Origin of the sequence: Serratia sp. T13T92 (assembly GCF_047530105.1) — a bacterium.
Lineage (GTDB): Bacteria > Pseudomonadota > Gammaproteobacteria > Enterobacterales > Enterobacteriaceae > Chania > Chania fonticola.
In genome coordinates, this window is record NZ_JBLJAK010000001.1 from 658,539 (window position 1) to 684,075 (window position 25,537).

Here is a 25,537-nt window from a genome sequence, read left to right on the forward strand (position 1 = left end):
CACTCACAGCAGTGTCAGTAAGAAGATCAGCTCGGCAATTTCTATCGCCGCCCCCAGGGTGTCACCGGTTTGCCCGCCCAGACGGCGGTGCAGATAGGTACGCAGTAACATCACAGCGATCAGCGCACAACCAAGCGCAAACAGCCCCTGCCCATGCCCTAACAAGGCGACCAAAGCGGCCCCCAGCGCCAGAGTGAACAGCGTTTGTCCGCCGCTGATCTTGCCAATGTAAAGGTTCCCCAGCCCGTTACCCTCACGGGCATAGGGCTGGCGATACATCATCAATACCACCAGGCTCCGGCAGGCTACTCCTGCTGCCGCCAACGTGGCCAACATCGGTACCCCGCGCAGTGCCAGTTCGCTGATCACCAACACCTTGGCCACAACGATAAAGATCAGCGCCAACCCACCATTGGTACCTAGGCGACTGTCGCGCATGATCTCCAGCATTTTTTCCCGAGTACGAGCCGAAAATACGCCGTCACAGGTATCGGCCAATCCGTCGAGGTGGAAGGCACCGGTAACCAGAGCCAACGCCAGCACGTATCCCAACGCCGCCAGTGGTACCCCACACCAGGGAGCCAACAGGGTAAAGACGGCGCCACCGATTGCACCGACGATCAGGCCAATCAAGGGGAAACCGACGATCCCACGCTGGTAATTATCCATCGCTAACCCCTGTGTCCAACTGGCGGGCAACGGGATACGCGTCATCAATTGCAGAGTGGCCCAAAACAGTTGCAAACTCATTTGATCTTGACCTCAATACCAGAAATTACCAATAGCACCGACTCAGCGGCGGCGGCCAAACGCTGGTTAACACGCCCGGCAATATCACGGAAGTGCCGTGCCAGACGGTTTTCCGGCACGATGCCCATCCCCAGTTCATTGGTGACCAGATAAATCGCCGCTGGGCTGCGGGCGCAGGCGGCCAGCAGATCATCGATCTGCCGTTGGATTGCCGTTTCAACCACGGCAAAGTCGATGCTTTCCACCGGCATCTCCCCGGTCAGGTCAAACATCAGGTTGGCGATCAGCGTGGTAATACACTCCAGGATCACCGCATCTCCCGCCCCCGCCTGTTGGTCGATCACGCTGGCCAGTTGCTGGCTGCCCTCCCAGGTACGCCAATGCGCAGGCCGGGCCTGGCGATGCAGCTTGACCCGTTCAGCCATTTCCTCATCGGTGACCACCGACGTGGCGATATACAACACCCGGTCACTGACACCGCTCGCTAACCTTTCGGCCAGCGAACTTTTGCCGCTGCGTGCTCCACCGGTGATCAGGATCATTGGGCCCCCGTTTGCTGGTGCTCGGTCATCAAGCGGTAAATTTTATCCATATCAATATGTTCCCGCATCTTATCGGCCAAGAGATCAAACTGTTGCTGCTTATAATCGGCATAATCGAAAGCCGGGCCGTCGTAAACCGGCAGCCCTTTACGCTGTCGTAACTGGTTTAGCAGCGCGCGGCAAAAAGGTGCGCTGTCGAATAAGCCATGAATATAGCTGCCCAGCACGTTACCGGCGGGGTTAACAGCCCCGTCAAAGGCGCTGTCCGGTTGGCCGTTACGTAGGGAAAGACGGGAGAAGGGCGTAGCCTCTGATCCAAGCTGGGTGGTGCCCATATGGATTTCATAACCAACGACGTCCTGATCGCCACAGCCAGACCAGAGGCCGGGCAACCCAGGCTCACATTGCGCTGTCACCTGCGTTGTGACTTTTTGCGGTGCGAAGCGGGTGGTGACATCCAGCAATCCCAAACCCACCATCTGCTCCACTCCGGATTCCACGCCATCAATAATGTGCTTGCCGAGCATCTGGTAGCCGCCGCAAATACCCACGATCTGCACTCCGGCCCGGTGCTGATCCTGTAACGCCGCCGCCAACCCGCTTTGCTGTAACCACTGCAAATCCCCTAGGGTATTTTTGCTACCCGGCAGGATAATCAGATCGGCACCGGCCAGCGCCGCCGGGTGCGAAACATAGCGCAGCCCTACGTCGGGCTGGGCCGCCAAGGCATTAAAATCGGTAAAGTTAGACATATAGGGCAGCTGTACCACCGCGATGTCCAGCTCATGGCTGCTGCCTGTCGGGGCATACTTGCCATTTTGCAACGCCACACCATCCTCATCTTCCAGATCGATATTCAACCAGGGCATCACGCCCAGCACTGGCACACCAGTCAGGGCTTCGATCTGCTCCAAGCCCGAGTAGAGCAAGGCAATATCACCACGGAATTTATTGATGATTACCCCTTTCACCCGGGCTTTCTCTTCTGGTTCCAGCAGGGCCAGCGTGCCGTAAATAGCGGCAAATACCCCGCCACGATCGATATCCGCCACCAACAGCACTGGCGCATCGGCGATCGCCGCCATGCCCATATTGACGATGTCGCGGTCGCGCAGGTTGATTTCCGCCGGGCTACCTGCCCCCTCCAGCACCATGATGTCGTAGCCGCTGGCCAGGCTGTGATACACCTCGCTGATTTGTTGCTGTAACTGTGGCTTGTACTCGTGATAGCTGACCGCGTCCATATTGCAGGCCACTTTGCCCATCAGCACCACCTGCGCCTGGCAATCGCTGGTCGGTTTCAGCAGTACCGGGTTCATCCGCACATCGGGTGCGATACCGGCGGCTTCGGCCTGAAAGATCTGCGCCCGGCCCATCTCTTCGCCACGGGCGGTAATGCCAGAGTTAAGCGCCATATTCTGCGATTTGAACGGCGCACAGCGATAGCCATCCTGCATGAATATCCGGCACAGCCCGGCCACCAGCACGCTTTTACCCACATCGGATGCGGTTCCCTGCACCATCACACACCGTTTCATCACTTATTCTCCACGTCGCGCTGGCTGAGCCGCGCAAACCATTATTATTTCAAGCGCCAAGCCATAGCAGGCGCAACGCTGCAAACAGCAGCAGAGCCAACAGCGAGGCCGTCATCATCAGACGAGTGCTGCGTGGAATATCTGCCAGCTCGATCTCCCGCCGAGCCTCGCCGATCCACGGCTTTTCGACCCGTTGACCAAAGTAATTGTTAGGACCGCCAAGCCGCACTCCCAGCGCTCCAGCCACGGTGGCTTCCGACCAGGCGCAGTTAGGGCTGGTGTGCCGATAGCGATCGCGCCAGCCAATGCGTAACGCCTGGCGATAGTCCAACCCGTTCAGCCGGGCCGCACAGCTCAGCAGTAGCCAACTAAGCCGGGCCGGTAACCAGTTGGCGAAGTCATCCATCCGCGCCGACACATAGCCGATAGCGCGGTATTTCGGCGTTTTATAGCCCACCATTGAATCAAGAGTGTTAACCGCTTTATACGCCATCGCCAACGGTGCTCCACCTATCAGCAAAAAGAACAGCGGCGCAATTACGCCATCCACGCTGTTTTCTGCCACCGTCTCCACCACCGCCCGAGTGATTTGCGGCTCTTCCAGTTGTGAGGTATCCCGCCCGACAATCCACGACAGCTTGTGGCGGCTCTCCTCAAGATCGGCACTTTGCAGTGCCCGGTGAACCTCCATGGCCGCCTGCTCCAGGCAGCGCCCGGCGAGCAGGGTATAAATCAGCCAGACTTCCGCCAGCCAGCCTAACCACGGGTGGATATACTGCATCAGCGTTAAAAATCCCCAACTGACCAGCCAGACCGACCCAACGACGCCCAGCCACAGCAGCCCGCCGCCAAGTTTTAGCGCTCTCTCGCTATGGCAAGTCCGGCGGATCGCGCGTTGCAGCACCGTGATCAGGTTACCGATCCAGCGCACCGGATGCGGCCAGTGCGGTGGGTCACCTAACAGACTGTCGAGCAGAAAGGCCGCGAACCAGGCTAGCAGCGTCATGGCACGCACCTTGTAGCCGCGATTAAGAAAGCCTGATGGTGGGTTAATGGCATAAAAAAATCCCGACCTCTCGGGCGGGATTTGGGTGTCAACAGGATACGACCAGGCGGTGCAACATAGCTGCACGTATCTTATGACAACCCCCTTCCCACCGAAGGTGTTGAATGTGTGACCAACTGGCCGGTCTTCTGGCTTAGCGTCATCCTCATCCACTCCCTTCCCAATCCTCAGATCAGTGGCGCAGTGGACTCGTCGGCATCACAGCAGCGGGGGCTGCGGGGGAGTTAAACCCCCTTCCCAACCACAACCTGTCATCGTTCAGGGTGTGGGTTATCCAGTTGGCAATAATACGGTTAATCACAACGTATGGGTTCAATGAACTCCACGCTTAAATTTATCACTTAGTTTTCATCTCGATAGCCTCGACAATGGCCATGCCATAATAACCTGTTGATATGGCGAATACACGCCAAGATCTGGCATTCACCTGGGCGACAGGTTTAGTTTGCAACGGATCATCGGCAATTACGCTGTGTTATCCTGCACGCAAATTTGACAGGGGAATAGCAAAACCGTGAGCGAACATGGTGGTAACGTACTGGAAATGGCGTTGAAAACCGGTCTGGATCCGGCCGAGATTATTGATTTCAGTGCCAATATCAATCCGTTGGGCATGCCCGCCAGCCTGAAGGCGGCGATTATCGAGCATCTGACCAGCGCCGAATGCTATCCCGACGTTGAATACCGGCGTCTGCATGCGGCATTGGCGCGGGTTCATCACTGCCCGCCAGAGAATATCATGGCAGGCAACGGGGCCACCGAGCTGATTTACGCCATCGTGAACCGGCTACGCCCCCGCACGGCGCTGCTCCTTACGCCGGGGTTTGCCGAATACCGCCGGGCATTGCAGCGGATTGACTGCCAGATAGAGGACTTCCTGTTGGATGAAGCCGGGGGTTTTCAACCCGATGAGCGGCTGCTGCAGGTGCTGGCCGAGCGCCAACCGGACTGTCTATTCCTGGCCACCCCCAACAATCCGATCGGGCTGATGCCAGACCCCGCGCTGTTGCAGGCCATTGTCGCCTGCTGTCGCCAGCACAACATTGCGTTGATCGTTGATGAAGCCTTTATCGATTTTCTGCCAGATGCGCCGGGGCTGATCCCACAAATGGCGGAGTATTCACGCCTTTATATCCTGCGCTCATTGACCAAATTCTTTGCCATCCCCGGCCTGCGCCTCGGCTATCTGGTCAGCAGCGATCGCACGGCTTTACAACAGATGAAACAACTGCGTGAACCCTGGACCATCAATGCCTATGCAGCACTGGCAGGCGAAGTGATCCTCGACGATCGCGATTACATCCAGCAAACCCACCAATGGCTGGCAGAGCAGCGTGCTTGGTTGTTTGACGCGCTGGCCACCTTGCCGCACTTGCGCATTTGGCCAGGGGCAGCGAACTATATTTTCCTACGCTGCCTGCGCCCCGGCTACGATCTGCAACAGGCGTTGTTGCAGCACCGCATCCTGATCCGCCACTGTGCCAACTACCCTGGCCTTTCCGCCGACTATTACCGGGTGGCTATCAAAAGCGCAGCGACCAACTGCAAGTTGATCGCCGCGCTGCAACAGGTTCTGGTGGAAGACTGAGGCGTTTTTAGACATCAAACGTTACCCTTTGATTATTGGAACGGATGCAGCATGGCAATTACGGCGGAGTGGTTGTCTCATACACCAGGCCGTCGCTATTGCCCAACTTAGGGTAATCGAAATCATGGGCTGGAAAGCGGAACAAGCGGTTACGCCAGCGGTCAAACTGCACGCGATAGTTATAGCTATCAGGCAGTTTTTTCATTCTGAACCAGTGCTGGCCGCCATCGGTAGAGACTGTCATATGCAGCGGGTCGTTGAACGCTTTCTCCATCATCAGCAGATCATTACCCGCATAAAGCGTGCCTAAGGCTTTTTTACCGGTTTCCAGCAGCGGTTGCAGCGCGCCATTCTCCCGCAACCGGTTCAGGCTATAAAGCCACCGTGGCCGCTGGCGTAAGACAAAATCAAAATCCCCTTGCGGGCTAATGTCGGCCGCAACGATATCTCCGCCCACCCACTGGCTGGACTGGATTTGAGCGGATTTCAGATTGAAATCAAGCAGCAATGAAGCAGTTAACCGATCCTCTTCCCCAGTGTTATGGGGCTGATTACTGACGATCACCCGATCGCCGCCGTTATAGTGCCAACTGGCCGCATAGAGAGCAGGCTCGATCCCGCGTTCCGTTAACAACCTGGCCAGATCGAATATCTGTTGCCAATGCTGGCCGAGATCGTCCGACCGGTAGAGTTTACCCTGTTGAACCAGCAGCACGCTCTGCGCTCCAGAGAGCCCCAAGAGCTGATAAGTCTGGTTACCACCGGGTGCTTGCCACTGGGGTAACCAACTCCAGTTACGCCCGCCATCGGCAGAATAAAATACGGCATCTTTGCTATAAGAACGGGTGCCGAACACCACCAGGCAATGCCCTTGAACATCACACTGTTGCTCAGCCACGTAGCCCAAAAAACGGGCGCTGACGCGCAGCTTGCCATTCTCTTCGATGATGAGTTGGCTGACCGGGATCGTGGCGCTGTCATCATAGCTCCGGTGCCGAATTGTTCCACGGCCAACCTTTGCCTCCAGCATCAAGCGTAACATGGTGGTATCAGGGGATATCTGCAGGTTTAACAAAGGGGGACCAATGTCTGCCAGCACATCGATCTGCACCGAATTTTCATAGTGAGAGATCAGCGTATTCTGGTCACGCTCAATATCCGTGATCCGCGTATTTATTACATCGCTGATACCCGTTAACAGCACCCCTTGTTGAAAACTGCTCAGGCGTTCCCCACTCATAACTACCGCAGGACGTTCTGCCTGATAGTTTCGCTGCCACTGCCAGTCGGGGGCAAACCCGGCAAAGCTGTCGATATAAAACAGCATCCAGGAAATGATAAGCCCCAATGCCAGCAGGATGATGCGCGTTAGGCTATTGCTGAACATCAGGGGACTTCCTGAATATAGGGTTTGCCACCGTTGCGTTTTTTAAACAACACCAACAGTTGGCGGGCAAAGACAAAGCGCGCCGCACTGAGCGAGTTCCTGCGCGTTATCCAAGTGCAGACCTCCACCAACAGCATGAACACGCAGAAAATCATGATGCTCATCAGAGCAAAGTCATAAAACATGCCTGCGGCGTCCAGCCAGTCCCACTTATCCGGCGCACCGCCCTGCTCCCACCAATCATGCAGGGTGAAAAACACCAGCATCACCAGTAAAAAAGAACAGCAGCCAAACATCACTTTATACATCAGCTTGAGCTGGTGAAAAGAAACGGCAATCCCGCCGAGCTTGAGATAGGCGCTGCCATCCCTTTCATTACACAGGCCCAGCACCGCATTATCTTGCTGATTGACCACCAACATCAGCGGATCTTCGGCCGCCAGGAAGAACGGATGTTGCCGATAGAACAGCGGATTGAGGTCTTCCATCAGCGAGTTAATTCCGCTACGAAATGAGAACCGCTCTCCATTGCAGCTAAATTGGTACTCGATAAAATCCCGGCGGCTTTTGCCTCCGCCGGTAAAATCGCGGCGGGCGCTAACATCGGCAGCCTCTCCGCTCACGCTGGTCAAGGTGACTTTATCGGCCAATAGCAAATCATTCGGCTGCAGCGCATCCAGATCGTTAGCCAATTCTTTGCTGGCCTGTAGTGAAGGCGCTCCGCCCCCCGGCTCGGTTAATGATTCGGTGGTAGTAAGGCAAAGGGACGTGTCGCCTTGTTTGACGCTCTCCAGCCCTTTTAACAACCTACGCGTGTGACGGCTGGTTCCCACCATCAGCGTATGTAACGAAGCCACGAACCACCAGCAGCCAAAGATGAAAACAAAAAGCAGTAGCACCATCACCCAGATATTCAGCAACTGGAAATAACCCACTGCTGAGAGCGTCATCAACATGATCGCGCCGACCAGCTTCATCAACGCAGCCGGTTTGCTAATGTCGGCCAGCTTCGGTTGCAGCTCCCCCTTTTCAGGCGAAACCAGCCAATGCAGCCAGTAGCTGCCATCAGCCAACTGATGGGCACCGATATACACACGATCCCCCGATACCAAACGGTATAACACTTTGGCATCCACAAACTGTTTGCTGTAGGTATAGAACACCTTGTCCCCGGCCAAAATGCGCCGTAGCTTACTTTCGCTGGGCGCGTTGAGATTGTGGCGGATAAAGGACAGCTCATAGAAGCAGATTTTTTTCATGGTTGCTAACGACCAGGCACGGATTAAAAACGATGTTCGAGCAACTTATCCTGCTCTACGGGATAGGCTTTACCATCGAACTTGAGTTCGACACGGGTCTGGGCAATGACTTTGTTGCTTTCCAGGCAGTCCATCCCTTTTTGGCTCGATTCTTTGTGCATCGCCATAGTCTGTATCTGCAGATCCTGAAGGCCGTTATGCGCACGTTTGCCAAGCGCCAAGGCGCGATTGATCACGACAAAATCCCCGGCACACTGGCCATCCCACTCACCGCCATATTCATTCATGGTGAGATTATTGAGTACCAGAGTTAATTGCTGTTCTTGCAGGGTATAGAGGTTAAGGCGTTCGATGCTGATGGGATTGACCGAGGAAGCTCCCCGGTGGTCAAAGCGCACTCCGAAAGCGCGTATCGCCGGAGACAATTGGTAGCGTGCAGTGTCAATGGTCACGCTGCGGGTAGAAATGGCATCATCCATAATCGCTCTGGGATGATATTTGCTGGCCAGCACCTTGCCGGACTGACTATCGACCACCAAAACGGCGACGTCATAGTCGGTAAAATCGGGTTGAGCCTCTTCCTTGGGTTCCAGCATCAGCACCGCTATGGTTTTTTCCGGAGCATAGGGCCACACCTTGCAGGTGGACAGCTCGGTATTCATGGTCGTTTTGGCGGCGAAGGGCTTAGCCAGCTCGGCCAGGAGAGGCTGGCAATCGGCCAGAGAAGAAAAAGAAACCAGGCATAACGCCAGTAAACCTATCACCCTGTTCATAGCAACATTCCCTGTCATTCTTGAATTAACTCATAGGGTTAAAAGTTGTGCGGAAGATAACGCAGTATCAAACGCAATTAGCTAGCAGGGAATCTAACTATAAAATAGGCACAAATCCAGCCGCTTGTTATTTTTTGAGATAAACAGGAGAGACTGCTGGCAGCGATCGCAAAGTCACTGCCAGCAAACCTTGGTGAGGAAATGGTTAAACTCAGATCACACCGCTGAGCAGGCCGATCCCCAGCAGAGATGAACCGCCGCCAATCACCCGCGCCCAGCCGCTATGCGTAGACGAAGACGCCAGCAGATAACCGATACCCAACCCCGCCACGTGCAGCAACGCCGTTGCAATCACCATACCGGAAAGCGCCGCCGCCGAATGAGAAAGCTCAGCACCGTGGGCCAGACCGTGGAAAATGGCAAAAGCGCCGATAATCAATGCGCCCGTTATCGCCGACAGTTTCAGCTGTAAGGCAACCATCACGCCAATGCCCAGCAGCGAGGCGGCAACGATGAACTCAGTGCCAGGTACGGTCACACCTGCCATGCCAACCAGCGCACCGGTCAGCAGCAAACCGGCAAACGCCAGCGGCGCCAGCCACCACTGCTTGGTATTCATAGCACTCCAGATGCCTACCAATACCATGGCAACCAGATGATCCATCCCGGTCAGCGGATGGATAAAGCCTTCGGTAAAGCTTAATACGTGATGCGCGCCACCGTCATGGCCCACATGGGCAAAGGCCAGCATGGGGAACAGCGCCAGTAGGGATACAGCCACAGCTTTGACATTAATACGCATAATGAATACCTAAATTTTCCAGTGAATGAAGGTGGTGGTTTTACTCGTGAAAACAGTTGATTACGTTATAAATTCATCCTTATGCCTGCCTTGAATAAGTCGGTTGGCGGCAATCAGCGCCTGCCCCAAGGCCAACCCGCCATCGCCTGCCGGTAAACGGGATGGCAGCAAGACCTGTAATCCGTCCAACTGCTGGAGCAACAGTTGCCGCAACAGCGCGTTATGCATCACTCCACCGGACAGCACGACGGTATTGATGCCGTATTGCTTTGTCGCGTGGCGAGCCAATGCGGCAAATCCCTGGGCCAGGGCGAAATGGAACGCATAAGCACGCTGCGCCGGGGGGGCCTGATAGGCCAGCCATTGCCGCCAGAAGGTGGCCAGATCCAGCTGATTGCCGAGCAGCGGCAGTGAAACCGGGGGCTGATGAGGCGGGCTTTGCCACGCCAAGGCTTCCAACTGGCAGGCAGCCTCCCCCTCCCAGGAAATTTGTGGCGGCACGATCTGTAATGCTGCGGCCACCGCATCAAACAAGCGCCCGGCGGAAGAGGCCAACGGTGAGTTGATTTGCCGTTCTACCGCCCGCAGTAAGATCGTCGCCTGCGGTTGAGGGATAGAGTCAGCCTCTGGCAACGTCTGCCAATCGGGGACAAAACGCTGTAACTGGGCCAACAGGTTGCGCCACGGCTGGCGAGCGGCCACATCGCCCCCTGGCAATGCCACTGCGGGCAACCCGCCCAAATGCTCACAATGCTGATAATCTACCAGCAGGCATTCACCGCCCCACAGTTGCCCGCCAAGACCATATCCCAGCCCATCCAACGCCAGCCCGATTACCTTACCGCCGTCGCGCGGCCAGCCATGTTCCGCCAGGCAGGCTACCAGATGGGCATGATGATGCAGCGTGGTGACACAAGGGATCGTCCGCTCGTTGGCCAACGCCAGACCCTGCTGGTGGCTGAGATAGCCGGGATGGGCATCGATGGCGATCGCCTGTGGCACCACGCCGTAGATTTCGCCAAACAGCGCCAACAATCGTTGTTGCTGTTGCCGGGTGGTTTCATCTTCCAGCGAGCCTAGATGCTGGCTGACCACCGCCCGGTCATCCCACAGCAGGCAGAAGGTATTCTTGCTATCGGCTCCCAGTGCCAGAATGGCCGGTTGGGAGGTAAAGCCAGGGGGCAAGGGCATCGCATCCGGGACATAGCCACGTGCCCGGCGCAGCATCTCACTACCCTGCTCGGTCAAGCGTACTAAAGAGTCATCGGCTCGCTGGACGATCTCGCGGTTATGCAGCAGCCAGACGTCAGCCACCCCAGCGAGTTCATCCAGTGCCTGTTGGTTGCTCAGTGCGGGAGGTTTGCCTGCCGGATTGCCGGAGGTCATCACCAGTGGCCGCGCGACCTGTTGCAACAGCAGATGTTGCAGTGGATTAGCCGGTAACATCACCCCTATCTCATTCAACCCCGGCGCAATCTCCCCGCACAAGGGACTTTGCGGGTGAGCCATTACCAGCACTATCGGGGCTGGTGGGCTACGCAACAGCTTTAACAGTGCCGTCGATTCCGCGACCTGAACACATTGTTGCAGCCAGTGAGTATCCGGCATCATCACCGCCAAGGGCTTGGCAGGGCGATGTTTACGCGCGCGCAGGCGCTGTACCGCAGCCGGGTTGGTGGCGTCACAGGCAAGATGAAAACCGCCAATCCCCTTCACCGCCACGATCTGCCCGGCAATCAGCGCCTGTGCGGCCAGTTTCAGCGCATCGTCGGCACTGGCGGTGGTTTGGCCTGCGGCATCGCTGAGCCACAGGTGCGGGCCACACTCCGGGCAGGCGGTAGGCTGTGCATGAAAACGACGGTCGGCAGGATCCTGATACTCCGCCAGGCACTGCGGGCACAGCGGAAAAGGCTGCATTGAGGTATTGGGCCGATCGTAGGGCATCCGGCGAATGATGGTAAATCGCGGGCCGCAGTGGGTGCAGTTGATAAACGGATAGTGATAGCGCCGGTTATGCGGCGAGTTCAGCTCTGCCAGGCAGGCATCGCAGGTGGCCGCATCCGCCACGATATGGGTATCCACTTGCCCCGCGCCGCTGCTGGCAATGGTGAAACTCGCTGGCTGTTGCGGCCAGTTAAACGGTGTAGAGGTGACGCTATCGATCCGCGCCAGAGGCGGACACTCTTGCGGCAGTACCCGCAAAAAATCCGTTATGGCGGGCGATTGCCATAACTGGACGATCACCCCGGCACCGTCATTGCTGACCTCGCCGCACAGGTTAAAGCGCCGGGCCAGCAGCCAAACGTAGGGACGAAATCCGACCCCTTGCACCTTGCCCTTGATCCGCAGGCGAAGGCCGTTGCTGCTGGCGATATTCTCCGGCTCAAAATCTGCCATGTTGTCTCGACTCTCCTGTTAGTCCAGCGATCAATCTGTATCTCCCTCACCCCAACCCTCTCCCCAAGGAGAGGGAGCTGATTAGGTGCCGTGGTTGAGTACCGCGACCGACCTGTTGTCCTCAGCCATGATCAGGTGACTCTCTGCAACTGAAGCGAACTCGGTCGGTCCCCTCTCCCTGTGGGAGAGGGTTAGGGTGAGGGGCAAAACCACACTCAACACCACAACCAAACCACTAGCAGATCCGTGGCAAAGGCTCATCCAGCGGCAGATCCAGCCGCCGGGAAACCCCGAACAGCCCGGTGAGGCTCACCTGCTGGCGCTCAGTGGTATGGCCAATCACCGCCGCATCGCGGCCCAGCGGATGACTATGCAACGCAGCTAACACTTCAGCTTCAGCCTCGGCTGCCACCACCAACACCAGCTTGCCTTCGTTGGCAAAGTTGAGCGCATCCAGCCCCAGCAGTTCGCAAATCCCCCGCACCGCCGGTTTCAACGGTAACGCCGCCTCGGAAATCGCCATGCCACAGCCGCTAGCAGCGGCAAACTCATGCAGCACCGCCGTCACGCCGCCACGAGTCGCATCGCGTAAAGCGCGCACCCCGGCAATCGGTAACAATGGGGCAATCAGCGGAGCCAACAGCGCGCAATCGCTGCTTAATTCACTCTCCAGGCCCAGCCCTTCACGCAGGTTCAGAATGGTTGCGCCATGATCGCCCAAGGTGCCGCTGACGATAATGCTGTCACCCAGGCGGATGTTAGCGGCCCCCCAGTGGACGCCAGCCGGGATGGTTCCCAAGCCGGTGGTATTGATAAAGATTTTGTCTGCCGCACCACGGGGCACCACTTTGGTATCGCCGGTCACAATCTGGATCCCGGCCTGCTGCGCCGTGCTGGCCATCGACTGGACGATGCGTTCCAGCGTGGCATACGGCAACCCTTCCTCCAGGATCATGGCGCAGCTCAGATAACGCGGCTGGGCACCACTGACGGCCACGTCGTTAGCGGTGCCGCAAACCGCCAGTTTGCCGATATCACCACCGGGGAAGAAAATGGGATCGATAACGTAACTGTCGGTCGATACCGCCAAGCGGTCGCCCGAGGTAACAAGCTCATCCAGTGAGATTCGTGCCTGATCTTCCCGGGCATTTAATGCCGGATTGGCAAAGGCGGGTAGCATGAGTTCTTCAATCAGGGATTGCATGGCGCGGCCACCGCTGCCATGGGCCAGGGTGATTTCCCGCCCGTTGTTCTCTTCACGCATTATGCGTTCTCCCTGCGATACTGATAGTAAGCCGAGCAGGCCCCTTCCGAGGACACCATCAGGGCACCAAAGGCGTTCTCCGGCGTACATTGCTTGCCAAACAGCGGGCAGGCATCCGGTTTGCAGCGCCCGGTCAACACTTCGCCACAGCGTGAACGCGGATCGTCCGCAACCCGCTGCGCCTGCGGTTTAAACCGCAGCTCTGCATCAAAATCCGCATACTCAGGTTTGATCTGCACGCCAGAGTGGGCAATCTCGCCCAACCCGCGCCATTCGCTGCTCTCTTTCAGGCCAAACACCTCTGCCATCGCCCGCTGGGCCAGAAGATTGCCCTGTTCAGGCACGATGCGCCGGTATTGGTTTTCTACCGCACGGCGGTCATCACGCAGCTGTTCCAGCAGCATCACCAAACCTTGCAGAATGTCCAACGGCTCAAAGCCGGTCACCACCAGCGGCTTATGATAATCCGCAGCGATAAACTGATAGGGCGCGTTGCCGATCACCATGCTGACGTGGCCCGGCGCCAGGAAGCCGTCGATGCGCACATCGGGCTGCTGCAACAGGCTGCGTAAGGTGGGGATCAGAGTGATATGTTGGCAAAACAGAGTGAAATTTTTCAGCTGCCGCTGGCGGGCTTGCTGCAAGGTCAAGGCGCTGGCGGGCATAGTAGTTTCAAAACCCAGGCCAAAAAACACCACTTCACGCTGAGGGTTATCCGCCGCCAGCTGTAGCGCATCCAGCGGCGAATAAACTACCCGGATATCGGCACCACGGCGGCGGGCATCCAACAGTGATCCATTGCGGCCAGGAACCCGCATCGCATCACCGTAGGTGCAGAAAATCACCTCCGGATGGGCGGCAATCTCCAAGCAACTATCAATGCGCCCCATCGGCAATACGCAAACCGGGCAGCCGGGGCCGTGGACAAATTCCAGGCTGTCCGGCAACAGTTGGTCAAGACCAAACTTGAAGATCGCGTGGGTGTGGCCACCGCAGACTTCCATCACCTGTAGCGGCAGGCGCTGCGACTGGGGGATGGCTAACATCAGCGTTTCAATGCGCCGTAACAGCGCCTGGCATAACGCCGGATCGCGGAATTCATCAACGTAGCGCATTGGCATCCTCGTCATCCCGTGCCAACCCGACGGCGCGCATATGCTGCAATGCCGCCAGCGTCTCCAGCGCTTCCCGTTCATCGAGCAGGCTCATGGCAAAGCCGACGTGCACCAACACCCACTGGCCGATCAACTCCTGCGGTGATCCTTCACAGACCAGCGCAATATTGATCCTGACCGCCACGCCGCACACGTCGGCCCAGGCCAGTTGGTGGATATCCTCCCCCACTGCGGTCACCTTACCGGGCACACCGAGGCACATTATTGTTCCCCCAGCCAGTTCAGCCAGAGATCCATTCCCTCACCGCTGGTGGCCGACAATGCGATCACCTGGATGGACGGATTAACCTGGCGGGCAAACTCGATGCATTTCTCTACAGAGAAATTAACGTAAGGCAGCAAATCGATCTTGTTGATAATCATCAGCGTTGCGGCAGCAAACATATGAGGATACTTCAGCGGCTTGTCTTCCCCTTCCGTCACCGACAGCACTGCGACCTTATGCCGTTCGCCCAGATCGAAGCTGGCCGGGCAAACCAGGTTGCCGACGTTCTCGATAAACAGCAGGCTGTGATCCTGCAAATCCAGGCGGTGTGCCGCGTCGTGTACCATCTGCGCGTCCAGATGACAGCCCTTGCCGGTATTAACCTGAATAGCCGGTACGCCGGTGGCGCGAATACGCTCGGCATCGTTACTGGTTTGCTGGTCGCCCTCAATCACCGCGCAGGGTAATTTGCCCGCCAATCGTTCCAGCGTGGCCGTTAGCAAGGTCGTTTTGCCCGAGCCGGGGCTGGAAACCAGGTTCAGCACCAGAATATGTTGCGCGGAAAAGTGTTCGCGGTTGTGGGCCGCCAGATGGTTGTTCTTGCTCAGGACGTCCTGTTCAATCTGCACCAGACGGCGCTGTCCGATACCCGGTGCATGGCTTCCCGCCTCGCCGTGTCCATAGTGCAGGTCTTGCGAATGCGGTTGCACCTCTGGCGTAAAGCGCTCCGCCGCTGCGACACCCGCGTAATGGTGATGCACATCGCCCTGGTGGTAATAGTGATGATGGTGATGGATCACCACGCCTGCCGGTGCTTGATGTTCTCCGTCGTGGTGGTGGTGATGATCAGGATGATGGTGAGCATCATGATGGTCGTGATGATGGTGGTCGTCATGGTGATGATGTTCGTCACCCTCGATGGTTTTTTCGCCACTGGCGCAACCGCAAGTCGTACACATCGTTATTCACTCCTCAAAATTATTCCACTTCCAGCTGCTTTAACCGCAGGCTGTCACCGCTCTCGACACGCAACTGGTGGCTGCCGCACTGTGGGCAACCTTCATCATGTTTTTCAATCAACACGCTCATGCTGCAACTCCAGCACCAGGCGCGGGCCGCTTGGTAGTCCAGCAATAGCTGGCACCCCTCTGCCAGCGTATTGCGGGATGCGGAGGCAAAGCTGAAACGCAGCGCGTGCTCTTCAATACAAGAGAGCGCCCCAATCTCCAGCCACACCGCCGTCACCCGTTTAGCTCCGTGCTGCCGAGCCTGCTGCTCTATCAATTCCATCGTGCTCAGGCACAGGCTGATTTCATGCATCTACGCCGTTCTCTGTGACAGACCAAATAGCGCTCTGCGCCCCGGATTACTGGGGATGTTGCCATCCGCCACCGGTAGCGAAAGCGCCATCCGCGCGCTCTGTTGTGCCAACGCCAGCGCCTGCTCGGCCCCCAGATGGCGATCCAACGGAGACATCAGCGAACAGGCCAGGTATTGCCCGCAGCCCGCAATCTCACCGACGATGAACCGCACGCTGCCGCAAGGCAGGCTCAACGCCAGCTTGTCTCCCACCGCATAGGGTTGCCAAACCTGTTCAGGACCGGGCAACACCAGCAGGCTGAGCATCCACGGCGTGAGAATGGTGCCGACCCACTGCCGTTCAAACAGCTGAAAGCCACAGGCACGCACCGGGATTTGCGGTTGGAAAAACGGCAAACCCTGCATCTCACCATCGGCGATCGCCTGAAAGGCGGTTTCCAACCGCGCGCTGGGATTGAGCTGAAAACCGTTAGTCACAGTCTGCATTGGCCACCTCTTTTGGCTCCGCCACCACGCCGCTCTCTTGCAGCGCCAGCAACACCTGGGCTAACGCTGGTTCAATCGCCTGGCTGACCACGGCGGTCAGACCTATTCCAGGCTCCAGCGACTCTGGCACCACGCCCACCAGGGTGAGCCGACGGGGAAACTCATCCGTCAGCCGCAGCGCCATCAGCACGTCGGAAAGCCCAAGTTGATGGGGCGAAACCTTACGGGTAAACAGCGCCGGGATCTCTTCGTCATACAGCACGGCGACGCTGCCCGGTGCGGCACCGGTCAACACCGCATCCGCCACAATCAGATGATCGCGATCGGCCATCATTTCCATCAGTTCCATCCCCGAGGTGCCACCGTCCAGCACCTCAACATGGGCCGGTAAGCGATAGCGCTGCTCAAGGGCTTCGACGATGCGCACGCCCACTGCTTCATCGCCCAATAACAGATTACCTATGCCTAATACCAAGATTCTCATTACAGCACCTTGACCCTGGTCACTTCATTGCCAGTGGTGTCTACAATATGTACCGCACAGGACATGCACGGGTCGAACGAGTGGATAGTTCGCACCACCTCCAGCGGTTTGCTCGGATCGGCCACCGGCGTGCCAACCAGCGAGCGCTCGTAAGGACCGGGCTCATCGTTAAAGTTGCGTGGCCCGGCGTTCCAGGTTGAGGGCACTACTGCCTGATAGTTGGCGATCTTGCCGTCCTTGATCACCACCCAGTGGGACAATGCACCGCGCGGAGCTTCGATAAAGCCCACGCCCCGGATCTCACCGGTCAATGGAATATTCGGTGGGATAAAGGTTTCGTGGTCGCCGCTGCCAATATTGCTCACCAACGCCTGCCACTGCTGGCCCAGGGTTTCATGCAGTACACAGGCATGTACCGTGCGCCCGACAATGCGGCCCAGGGTCGACGGCAACTGATCGGCGGTTAACGCTTTGCCGGTCAGGGCCTGGTAATTGCTGTTGACCTTGGCAAAATATTTCTGGGTTGGCGGGTGTTCGGCTTGCAGGGTACACATCAGCCAGGCCAACGGCCCCATCTCTACCGCTTTGCCGTAGAAGGTTGGCGCTTTTACCCAGGAGTATTTACCATCTTCTTGCCAGCCAGTGTATTTAGGCCGGGTCAGCCCTTCCCACGGTGCCAGTGGTTCATCGTCCTGATACCAGGCGTGTTTACCGCTCTCCTGAATACCCTTGATCAGATACTCATCGCGCTGGTTGGCGATCGGTCGGAACTTGCCGTTCTCCAGATAGCCACCCGGCATCAGGAACTGGTCGCCTTTACGATCGATCGGCAGCTCCGGCACGCAGAGATAGCAGTCTGAGCCTTTGCCGAGGGTTAGCCACTCAGGGTAATGCGCCGCGATCACCGCGCTGTCCACCAGATAAACCTGCTCGATAAAGTCGCCCAGGCGATCGATAAAGGTTTTCAGGTACATCAGGCGCTCGAGGTTCAACACGCTAGGGGCATCGAGGTTGATCGGGTTAGCCACCCCACCCACCGCCAGGTTCTGGATATGCGGCGTTTTGCCGCCCAGTATTGCCACCACGCGGTTGGCATCACGCTGGCATTCCAGCGCCTGCAGATAGTGGGCAACGGCGATCAGGTTAATCTCCGGCGGTAACGCCATGGCCGGGTGCCCCCAGTAGCCATTGGCGAAGATGCCCAGTTGGCCGCTGGCGACCAGATCCTTGATCTTCTGCTGCACCCGGGTGAACTCGGCAACGCTGTTCAACGGCCAGCTAGACAGGCCACTGAGCAAATCGGCAGCCTTCTGTGGATCGGCCTTCAGCGCCGAAGTGACGTCTACCCAGTCCAGCGCCGAGAGCTGGTAGAAATGCACAATATGGTCGTGAATGCTGTGGGCGGCGGCAATGATATTGCGGATATACTGGGCATTGACCGGGATCTCCATGCCCAGCGCATTTTCCACCGTCCGCACCGAGGCTAACGCGTGAATGGTGGTGCACACGCCGCAGATCCGCTGGACGATCATCCACGCGTCACGCGGGTCGTTACCTTGCAGGATCTCTTCCATTCCGCGCCACATGGTGCCGGAGGACCAGGCTTTAACCACCTTGCCGTCTTCGATTTCACAGTCGATGCGCAGGTGGCCCTCAATACGGGTGACGGGATCAATGGTGATGCGTTGGCTCATGCTCTACCTCTAACTGGTTGTTTTCATTCTTATGTTGATGCGCAGGCAGCACCGGTAACAACCGGATCAACAGGATGTACGCACAAACTTCAATTGCCACAAAGCCGATGGAGATCAGCAGTTCGCTGGCCGTCGGGAAATAGTGGTAGCCATTGCCAGGGTCGTAGGCCAGCAACGCGTAATTCAGCCGCCAGAACGACGCTCCGCAAACCATGCTCAGCGCACCGAGAAACAGCAGGCGTGAGTTGCGGCGGTTACGTTTCCAGCGGAACATCACCAGCGGCACCAACATCAACAGCGTTTCCACCCAGAACGAGATGGCAAACCGATCGAGATGCCACAGATAGTCCGTTTTGCCGCGCCAGATCAGTTCCCCAAAGCGCAGCACAATAAACAGCAGTAAGAACCCATCGATGATGTAGGTCATGCGGGCAAACAGCGGCGTTTCCTCTGGCCCTTTCCCCCGCAGCCCGGCCTGCACCAGTGAGCCTTCAAATATCACTATCGAGAAGCCCAGAATGCCCGCCGTCAACAGAGAGAACAGCGGTAGCATTTCGTAGCTTTGCCACAGCGGGTGGATTTTGATCCCCGCCGCAATCATCAGCGAACCCATCGAGGATTGGTGCATGGTTGGCAGCAATGCGCCCAGGGCGATCACCAGGAACATCACCTTGTTGAGCCTTTTGAGCGACACCTTCCAGCCCAGCCGTTCCAGCAGCGCTGGGGCAAACTCCAGCGCCACGATGCCAACATAGATCGTCATACAGACCGCGGTTTCAAACAGCACCGACGAGGTGTTGAAATGGCCGGGAATATAGAAGTAAGGCAGGTTCCAGTAACGGCCGACGTCGATGGTGATCGACAGCCCGCCCAGCGAATAGCCGAACAGGCTGGCTAACAGCGCAGGCCGCACCAGCGGGTGATATTCTCCCCGGTTGAACACATACACCGCCCAGGCCAACGCCCAGCCGCCGCAGGCTAAACCGGTGCCTACCAACAGATCGAACGCGATCCAGATCCCCCAGGGATAGCCGCCGTTCAAATCGGAAACATCGCCCAACCCCAACACCAGACGTTTGAGGATCAGCAACAGGCACAGCACCACAAACGGTGCCAGCATCATCACCGGCCAGCTCACCAGCCGCCCGCCGAGTGGCTGCGTTTTATGCGTCGTCATGTTTATCTTCCTTCTTGTCCTGACGCTCGTTACGCTGGTTGCGCTGCACCAGGAAGGTGATCCCGGCCAGAGCGGCAAACGGCAACACCATGCCTTTGTACAGCGTGTGCTGGATATGCTCGGAACGCGCACCGGTTGACAACTCCTCCAGTGCTGGCAAGCCGAGATCCTCGAAAGGCACACCGGTCAGCACCAGCACCTGCGTTCCGCCGCCCTCATGCTCGCCATACAGGTGCGGTTGGTAATGCGGCACCGGGTGTTCGTAATGGTCGTTGCCTTGCAGGGTTTGGCGCGGGTAACGGTAATTTTCACCGGGCTTGCTGGCCAGACGCTGTTTGGCTTCGGCCATTAACTGCTCGCGAGTGCCAAAAATCACCGCCCCGGTTGGGCAGACTTCGACACAGCCTGGCAGCCCGCCCTGATCCAGCCGGGCAACGCCTTTCTGGTTACAGAGCTCGCATTTGTGGATCTTGCCGAACGGGTTGTCGTAGTCGTATTTCGGCACGTTGAACGGGCAACCCACCATGCAGTAGCGGCAGCCGGTACAGACATCCGGGTTGTAATGCACGATGCCGGTTTTGGCATCTTTGTGCAGCGCCTGAACCGGGCAGACGGATACGCAGTTGGGATCGACACAGTGCATGCACTGCTTTTTGATATAGGCGTAGCCGTTGTCCACCTGGTCTTTGTGCTTGCCGTCTCCGCTGGTCCACACCTGAATAATGTTGTTGGTATAGGGGCTGAGCTTGTCGTTGTTCGACCAGGTCGCTTCGGTACCCGCGTAAGCATAGGTTTCGCCATGCGGTTCATCGGTATGGTTGATACGTTGGCATTTGCTGACACAGGCCTGGCAACCCACGCACAGGGTCGAGTCATACAGCATGCCCAGCGAGTTGGGGATGGGCTGCTTGTTCTCCGGCCCGGCCTGCGCCGCAGGGGCAACCCCTGCCAACATCGCGCCACCGCAGGTCAGTTTTAGAAAGTTACGTCGATTCACGGCTTACTCCTTGCTTGGCGGCTGCTCGTCGTCTTTACGCTGCGTTTTTTGCTGCCGCCCCAGCTCTTTCACCGCCATCAGGCTGACCCCGGCAACCAGGCCGACGACACCGCCAAGCAATCCCATCGCCGTTGGGCTGACATGCCCGCCTTCGACGATACCCACTTCGGGTTTGGCGTTTCGTGGGGTAGGATTTTCGACGCTAGCCAACTGGGCGATCCCTTTGGTAAAACCGATGCCCTCCTCGTTACAGCCGTAGCATGGGTGGCCGATCCCGACCGGCCAGATGCCACCGCCCACGTCGCAGAACTCCAGCGTTGAGCAGTTGCCGTAGGTTTCTGGCCCCTTGCAGCCAAGGTGATACAGGCACCAACCCTGCCTATGGCCGTCATCACCAAACTGTTTGGCGAAACGCCCGGCGTCAAAGTGCGGACGGCGCTCGCAGTTTTCATGGATCAGACGGGCATAGGCGAATTCGGGGCGATTTTTCGCATCCAGCGCCGGTGGCCGTTGGTAGGTGATGATATGGGCCACCGTCGCCAGGAAGTTGTGCGGGTTAGGTGGGCAGCCGGGGATGTTGATTACGGTTTTGCCGGGTAAAATATCCTGCAGGCTGACTGCGCCGGTCGGGTTAGGTCCGCTGGCCGCGACGCCGCCCCAGGCGGCACAGGAGCCGATGGCGATCACCGCAGCGGCGTGCTCTGCCGCATTACGGATATGTTCAACGATCGGCTTACCGGCCACCATGCAGTAGACGCCGCCATCCTTCATCGGAATGGAGCCGTCGACCACCAGCACGTATTTCCCTTTGTATTGCTCAATCGCGCGGTGCTTGTTTTCTTCCGCCTGTTCGCCGAACGCAGCAGAGAGGACTTCGTGGTATTCCATGGAAACCACGTCAAGCAACAGGTTCTCGATCGTTGGGTGAGTGGCCCGTAACAAGGACTCCGTACAGCCGGTACATTCCTGAGCCCCGATCCAGATGACCGGTGGCCGCTGTGGCGAACCTACCGAGTGGGCTATTTCGGCGGCGGCTTTGGTGCTGAGCCCCATGGTGGCGGCCAATGCCGCACATAACTTCATAAAATCGCGGCGATTCACGCCATCCCGGAAAAATGTTTGATTTTCCCTTATCATTATTATCTATCCCCTGTTGATGACCGACATGCAAGCCCGTAAACACAGTATGCGGGTGGTTAATATATTGTTATTTTCCGGCTACCCTGAGTTGATCTTTATCAACCTTTGCAGAGGTAACGGTTAATATTTGCGTAACATGAGAAAAATCGCTTCAGCAAAAAATATTTTTCTTGCATATTTTTCTGGCTAGATTTATTCGCGCACGCATTTAAATAACAATAACTCTCATTACCTTTTAAATAAAAATCCTAACCCCGTTAAATAAGCCACCGAGCAAACAACAAGAATAATAATGTATTCACCTGAATCGTTTTGTAACAATTAATATCCCCTCTGCCTCAGCATAAGCTTTACGACACAATCAAGCGTGATGAGTATAGAAAAGGCCGGGGCAGGAAAACACGTAATATGCCGTTTTAGTTTATAATTTTATTGCAGAGTCATCAGCGGGGCCGTGCTTGGTAGTGGTGTTGCAGGATGTCGAACTTTTACCCGATTTTCCTACCACTGTGACGGCTGGCGGGGATTGGTCATCATGCAATACATCGGGGATTAAGCAATGAATGACTTTGCTAATCCCTCTAACACGCGCGTAACGGGGGGCTTATGTTGCACGAGGCCATAACAATATTGTATCGACGCTGGATTTAATTCACCAACATCCCTTAATCCTGCCAACCAAATATGCTATAGATTGAGATACCGGCCTCAACACAACGCTTGCCGCTGTGAAAAGAAACAACCAGCCCGCTTTATTCGCTTGCTAAAAGCTAAAACTTGACCTCAAGCAAACTTCATCTGCCCCGTGCACGAGTATACTTATTAAGAGGTAATCAAATTATTAAGCTCAGAGATAACTTTGCATGGCGAATATTACCAATGCAAATTCATTAATGCAGACGGTTCTATTCGCTACAGGTTAGCACTTTTAATAGTTCACGCCACCGTTGCCTGACTTAAAACGTCTTGCCAAGAGACAGCATAGGTTAATAGCAAACCAGACATCAGGCGTTATCGGCACCGAAATAGGCCAGCACAGGGAGCACTATCATGAACGATAACAACAACCCGGACCTGCTTCATCACCCGTTCAGCCGTCGTAAGCTAATCAAAACCGGCTCCGCTACCGGCTGTTTACTGGCCGCCACTTCGGGGCTGGTGTTGCCCTTCCGTAAAATCGCTGCCGCCGAGCCGCTGCCAAATGCCCAACTGCCGGAAGACAAGGTGGTCTGGAGTTCTTGCACAGTAAACTGCGGCAGCCGCTGTGCGCTGCGCCTGCACGTGCGGGATGACGAAGTCTACTGGGTGGAAACCGACAACACCGGTAACGATCAATATGGCAACCATCAGGTGCGGGCCTGCCTGCGCGGGCGCTCTATCCGCCGCCGTATGAACCACCCGGACCGTCTGAAATACCCGATGAAACGCGTCGGCAAACGCGGCGAAGGCAAATTCAAACGCATCAGTTGGGAAGAGGCGCTGGATACCATCAGCGGCCAGTTGAAGCACACCCTGGCGCAATACGGTAATGAAGCGGTGCACGTGCTGTACGGTACCGGGGTCGACGGCGGCAATATCACCAACTCCAACGTGCCTTATCGCCTGATGAACTCCTGCGGCGGCTTCCTCAGCCGCTATGGCAGTTACAGCACCGCGCAGATCACCGCCGCCATGCCCTATCTGTACGGCGCACAAGAGGGCAACAGCCCGGATGATATCGCCAACAGCAAGCTGGTGGTGCTGTTTGGCAACAATCCGGCGGAAACCCGCATGAGCGGTGGTGGCGTGACCTACTATCTGGAACAAGCCAGGGCTATCTCTAACGCCAAGATGATTGTCATCGATCCGCGCTATACCGATACCGCTGGTGGCCGTGAAGATCAATGGGTACCGATCCGCCCGGGCACCGATGCGGCGTTGGTTGCAGGCATAGCCCATGTGCTGATCAGCGAAAACCTGGTGGACCAGCCGTTCCTGGATAAATACTGCGTAGGCTATGATGAAACCACCCTACCCAGCAGCGCGCCAAAAAACGGCCATTACAAAGCCTATATTCTCGGCCAGGGTGACGATGGCATCGCCAAAACGCCAGAGTGGGCGGCTCGTATCACCGGGATACCGGCCAACACCATTATCCAACTGGCCCGCGAAATCGGCATGACCAAACCGGCCTATATCTGCCAGGGCTGGGGGCCACAGCGTCACGCCAACGGTGAACAAACCGCCAGGGCCATTGCCATGTTACCGATCCTGACCGGTAACGTCGGTATCAACGGCGGAAATACCGGCTGCCGCGAAGGCAGCTTCGATCTGGGCGTGGAATGGTTCGATATGCTGACCAACCCGGTACAGACCAAGATTTCGGTGTTTACCTGGACCGACGCCATCATGCGCGGCCCGGAAATGACCGCCAAGCGTGACGGCATCCGTGGCAAAGATAAGCTGGACGTACCGATCAAATTTATCTGGTGCTATGCCAGTAATACGCTGATCAATCAGCATGGTGATATCAGCCGTACCCACCAGATCCTGCAAGACGACAGCAAGTGTGAAATGATCGTCGGCATCGAACACTTTATGACCTCATCGGCCAAATATTGCGACATTCTGCTGCCCGACCTGATGCCAACCGAGCAGGAAGACCTGATCTCTCATGAGTCCGCGGGCAATATGGGCTACGTGATCCTGGGCCAGCCCGCCACCACGCGCAAGTTTGAACGCCGCCCGATTTACGAGATCCTTTCCGAGGTGGCCAAACGGGTTGGGCCACAGGCCGAAGCGACCTTCACCGAGGGGCGCAACCAGCAGCAGTGGATCGAATACCTGTGTGAGAAAACCCGCGAACGCAACCCGGAGATGCCAAGCTATCAAGAGATGAAAAGCGCTGGTATTTATAAGCGCAAATGCCCGGAAGAGCACGTGGTGGCCTTCAAGGAGTTCAGAGAAGATCCGCAGGCCAACCCACTGAAAACGCCATCGGGCAAGATTGAAATTTACTCCGAACGGCTGGCGGAAATCGCTGCTACCTGGGAGTTGGCGCCAGAAGATGTGATCCACCCGTTACCTGTCTATGCCGCCGGGTTTGAAGGTTGGGAAGATCCGCTGAGCAGCCAATATCCGCTGCAATTGTTTGGTTACCACTACAAGGCCAGAACCCATTCCAGCTACGGTAATATCGACGTATTGCAGCAGGCTTGCCCGCAGGAGGTGTGGATCAACACGCTAGATGCGCAGGCGCGCGGCATCAAAAACGGCGATCGGGTGAAGGTCTTTAACGGCCGGGGCGAAACGCAGATCCAGGCGAAGGTAACGCCACGCATTATGCCCGGCGTCACCGCGATGGGCCAAGGTGCCTGGCTGGCGGCGGATATGTTTGGTGATAAGGTCGATCACGGCGGCAGCGTGAATATTCTGACCCACCATCGCCCTTCCCCGCTGGCCAAGGGCAACCCGCAACACACCAATCTGGTGCAGATTGTGAAGCTGTAGGTAG

The 25,537-nt window shown here is 56.9% G+C and carries 22 protein-coding genes and 1 riboswitch; of the genes, 2 read left to right on the forward strand and 20 right to left on the reverse strand.

Features of this window, described 5'->3' with window-relative positions:
- Positions 1-3: 3 nt before the first annotated feature.
- The 4 genes from cobS to cbiB are packed head-to-tail and all read right to left on the reverse strand — an operon-like array spanning position 4 to position 3,836.
- The gene (gene cobS, locus ACMV5I_RS03120) at positions 4-750 is read right to left on the reverse strand and encodes an adenosylcobinamide-GDP ribazoletransferase (protein ID WP_414823648.1); all 747 of its coding nucleotides are present in this window, start codon (positions 748-750) and stop codon (positions 4-6) included.
- Positions 747-1,292 carry a bifunctional adenosylcobinamide kinase/adenosylcobinamide-phosphate guanylyltransferase gene (gene cobU / locus ACMV5I_RS03125; RefSeq protein WP_202672376.1) on the reverse strand — a complete coding sequence of 182 codons (546 nt, stop codon included), beginning with the start codon at positions 1,290-1,292 and terminating at the stop codon, positions 747-749. Before cobU ends, cobS begins: the two co-directional genes overlap by 4 nt.
- Entirely contained in the window at positions 1,289-2,830 is a 1,542-nt protein-coding gene (locus ACMV5I_RS03130; protein ID WP_414823713.1) for a cobyric acid synthase, read from the reverse strand. The genes cobU and ACMV5I_RS03130 overlap by 4 nt, the downstream gene beginning before the upstream one ends.
- Before the next feature lie 49 nt (positions 2,831-2,879).
- Positions 2,880-3,836 carry an adenosylcobinamide-phosphate synthase CbiB gene (gene cbiB / locus ACMV5I_RS03135; RefSeq protein ID WP_414823649.1) on the reverse strand — a complete coding sequence of 319 codons (957 nt, stop codon included), beginning with the start codon at positions 3,834-3,836 and terminating at the stop codon, positions 2,880-2,882.
- Positions 3,837-3,996: 160 nt separating this feature from the next.
- Positions 3,997-4,190: riboswitch (cobalamin riboswitch) on the reverse strand.
- 220 nt (positions 4,191-4,410) lie between these two features.
- On the opposite strand from cbiB, the gene cobD reads away from it, so the two are divergent.
- The gene (gene cobD / locus ACMV5I_RS03140) at positions 4,411-5,484 is read left to right on the forward strand and encodes a threonine-phosphate decarboxylase CobD (protein ID WP_414823650.1); all 1,074 of its coding nucleotides are present in this window, start codon (positions 4,411-4,413) and stop codon (positions 5,482-5,484) included.
- A gap of 58 nt (positions 5,485-5,542) precedes the next feature.
- Here cobD and ACMV5I_RS03145 read toward each other — a convergent pair whose 3' ends face one another.
- The 16 genes from ACMV5I_RS03145 to hybO form a co-directional block, all read right to left on the reverse strand.
- Positions 5,543-6,871, reverse strand: coding sequence for a hypothetical protein (locus ACMV5I_RS03145; RefSeq protein WP_414823651.1), 1,329 nt, complete (start codon positions 6,869-6,871; stop codon positions 5,543-5,545).
- Positions 6,871-8,130, reverse strand: coding sequence for a hypothetical protein (locus ACMV5I_RS03150; protein ID WP_414823652.1), 1,260 nt, complete (start codon positions 8,128-8,130; stop codon positions 6,871-6,873). The genes ACMV5I_RS03145 and ACMV5I_RS03150 overlap by 1 nt, the downstream gene beginning before the upstream one ends.
- A 23-nt stretch (positions 8,131-8,153) precedes the next feature.
- The gene (locus ACMV5I_RS03155; protein ID WP_414823653.1) at positions 8,154-8,903 is read right to left on the reverse strand and encodes a hypothetical protein; all 750 of its coding nucleotides are present in this window, start codon (positions 8,901-8,903) and stop codon (positions 8,154-8,156) included.
- Between the two features lie 211 nt (positions 8,904-9,114).
- Positions 9,115-9,705 carry a HupE/UreJ family protein gene (locus ACMV5I_RS03160; protein ID WP_202672380.1) on the reverse strand — a complete coding sequence of 197 codons (591 nt, stop codon included), beginning with the start codon at positions 9,703-9,705 and terminating at the stop codon, positions 9,115-9,117.
- A 60-nt stretch (positions 9,706-9,765) separates the two neighbouring features.
- Positions 9,766-12,102: a carbamoyltransferase HypF gene (hypF, locus tag ACMV5I_RS03165; RefSeq protein WP_414823654.1), complete on the reverse strand. Its 2,337-nt coding sequence runs from the start codon at positions 12,100-12,102 to the stop codon at positions 9,766-9,768.
- 235 nt (positions 12,103-12,337) lie between these two features.
- Positions 12,338-13,366, reverse strand: a complete 1,029-nt coding sequence (gene hypE, locus ACMV5I_RS03170; RefSeq protein WP_284122004.1) for a hydrogenase expression/formation protein HypE — start codon at positions 13,364-13,366, stop codon at positions 12,338-12,340.
- Positions 13,366-14,481, reverse strand: coding sequence for a hydrogenase formation protein HypD (gene hypD / locus ACMV5I_RS03175; RefSeq protein WP_414823655.1), 1,116 nt, complete (start codon positions 14,479-14,481; stop codon positions 13,366-13,368). The genes hypE and hypD overlap by 1 nt, the downstream gene beginning before the upstream one ends.
- Complete coding sequence (gene hybG / locus ACMV5I_RS03180; RefSeq protein ID WP_414823656.1) at positions 14,468-14,743, reverse strand: hydrogenase maturation factor HybG; 276 nt, start codon at positions 14,741-14,743, stop codon at positions 14,468-14,470. The genes hypD and hybG overlap by 14 nt, the downstream gene beginning before the upstream one ends.
- Complete coding sequence (hypB, locus tag ACMV5I_RS03185; RefSeq protein WP_414823657.1) at positions 14,743-15,705, reverse strand: hydrogenase nickel incorporation protein HypB; 963 nt, start codon at positions 15,703-15,705, stop codon at positions 14,743-14,745. Before hypB ends, hybG begins: the two co-directional genes overlap by 1 nt.
- Before the next feature lie 19 nt (positions 15,706-15,724).
- Positions 15,725-16,066 carry a hydrogenase maturation nickel metallochaperone HypA gene (hypA, locus tag ACMV5I_RS03190; RefSeq protein ID WP_024486888.1) on the reverse strand — a complete coding sequence of 114 codons (342 nt, stop codon included), beginning with the start codon at positions 16,064-16,066 and terminating at the stop codon, positions 15,725-15,727.
- Positions 16,067-16,552 (reverse strand): hydrogenase-2 assembly chaperone, encoded by a 486-nt coding sequence (gene hybE / locus ACMV5I_RS03195; RefSeq protein ID WP_414823658.1) that lies wholly within the window; start codon positions 16,550-16,552, stop codon positions 16,067-16,069.
- Positions 16,536-17,036, reverse strand: coding sequence for a HyaD/HybD family hydrogenase maturation endopeptidase (locus tag ACMV5I_RS03200; RefSeq protein ID WP_121606541.1), 501 nt, complete (start codon positions 17,034-17,036; stop codon positions 16,536-16,538). The genes hybE and ACMV5I_RS03200 overlap by 17 nt, the downstream gene beginning before the upstream one ends.
- Positions 17,036-18,730 carry a hydrogenase 2 large subunit gene (hybC, locus tag ACMV5I_RS03205; protein ID WP_098931614.1) on the reverse strand — a complete coding sequence of 565 codons (1,695 nt, stop codon included), beginning with the start codon at positions 18,728-18,730 and terminating at the stop codon, positions 17,036-17,038. The genes ACMV5I_RS03200 and hybC overlap by 1 nt, the downstream gene beginning before the upstream one ends.
- A complete protein-coding gene (gene hybB / locus ACMV5I_RS03210; protein WP_021804782.1) occupies positions 18,708-19,907 on the reverse strand; it encodes a Ni/Fe-hydrogenase cytochrome b subunit in 1,200 nt (399 codons plus the stop codon). The genes hybC and hybB overlap by 23 nt, the downstream gene beginning before the upstream one ends.
- Entirely contained in the window at positions 19,894-20,904 is a 1,011-nt protein-coding gene (gene hybA, locus ACMV5I_RS03215; RefSeq protein WP_046808164.1) for a hydrogenase 2 operon protein HybA, read from the reverse strand. The genes hybB and hybA overlap by 14 nt, the downstream gene beginning before the upstream one ends.
- 3 nt (positions 20,905-20,907) lie before the next feature.
- Complete coding sequence (gene hybO / locus ACMV5I_RS03220; RefSeq protein WP_024487114.1) at positions 20,908-22,041, reverse strand: hydrogenase 2 small subunit; 1,134 nt, start codon at positions 22,039-22,041, stop codon at positions 20,908-20,910.
- A gap of 1,053 nt (positions 22,042-23,094) precedes the next feature.
- On the opposite strand from hybO, the gene ynfF reads away from it, so the two are divergent.
- Positions 23,095-25,533 (forward strand): selenate/tellurate reductase subunit YnfF, encoded by a 2,439-nt coding sequence (gene ynfF, locus ACMV5I_RS03225; protein ID WP_414823659.1) that lies wholly within the window; start codon positions 23,095-23,097, stop codon positions 25,531-25,533.
- The last annotated feature ends 4 nt before the right edge of the window (positions 25,534-25,537 follow it).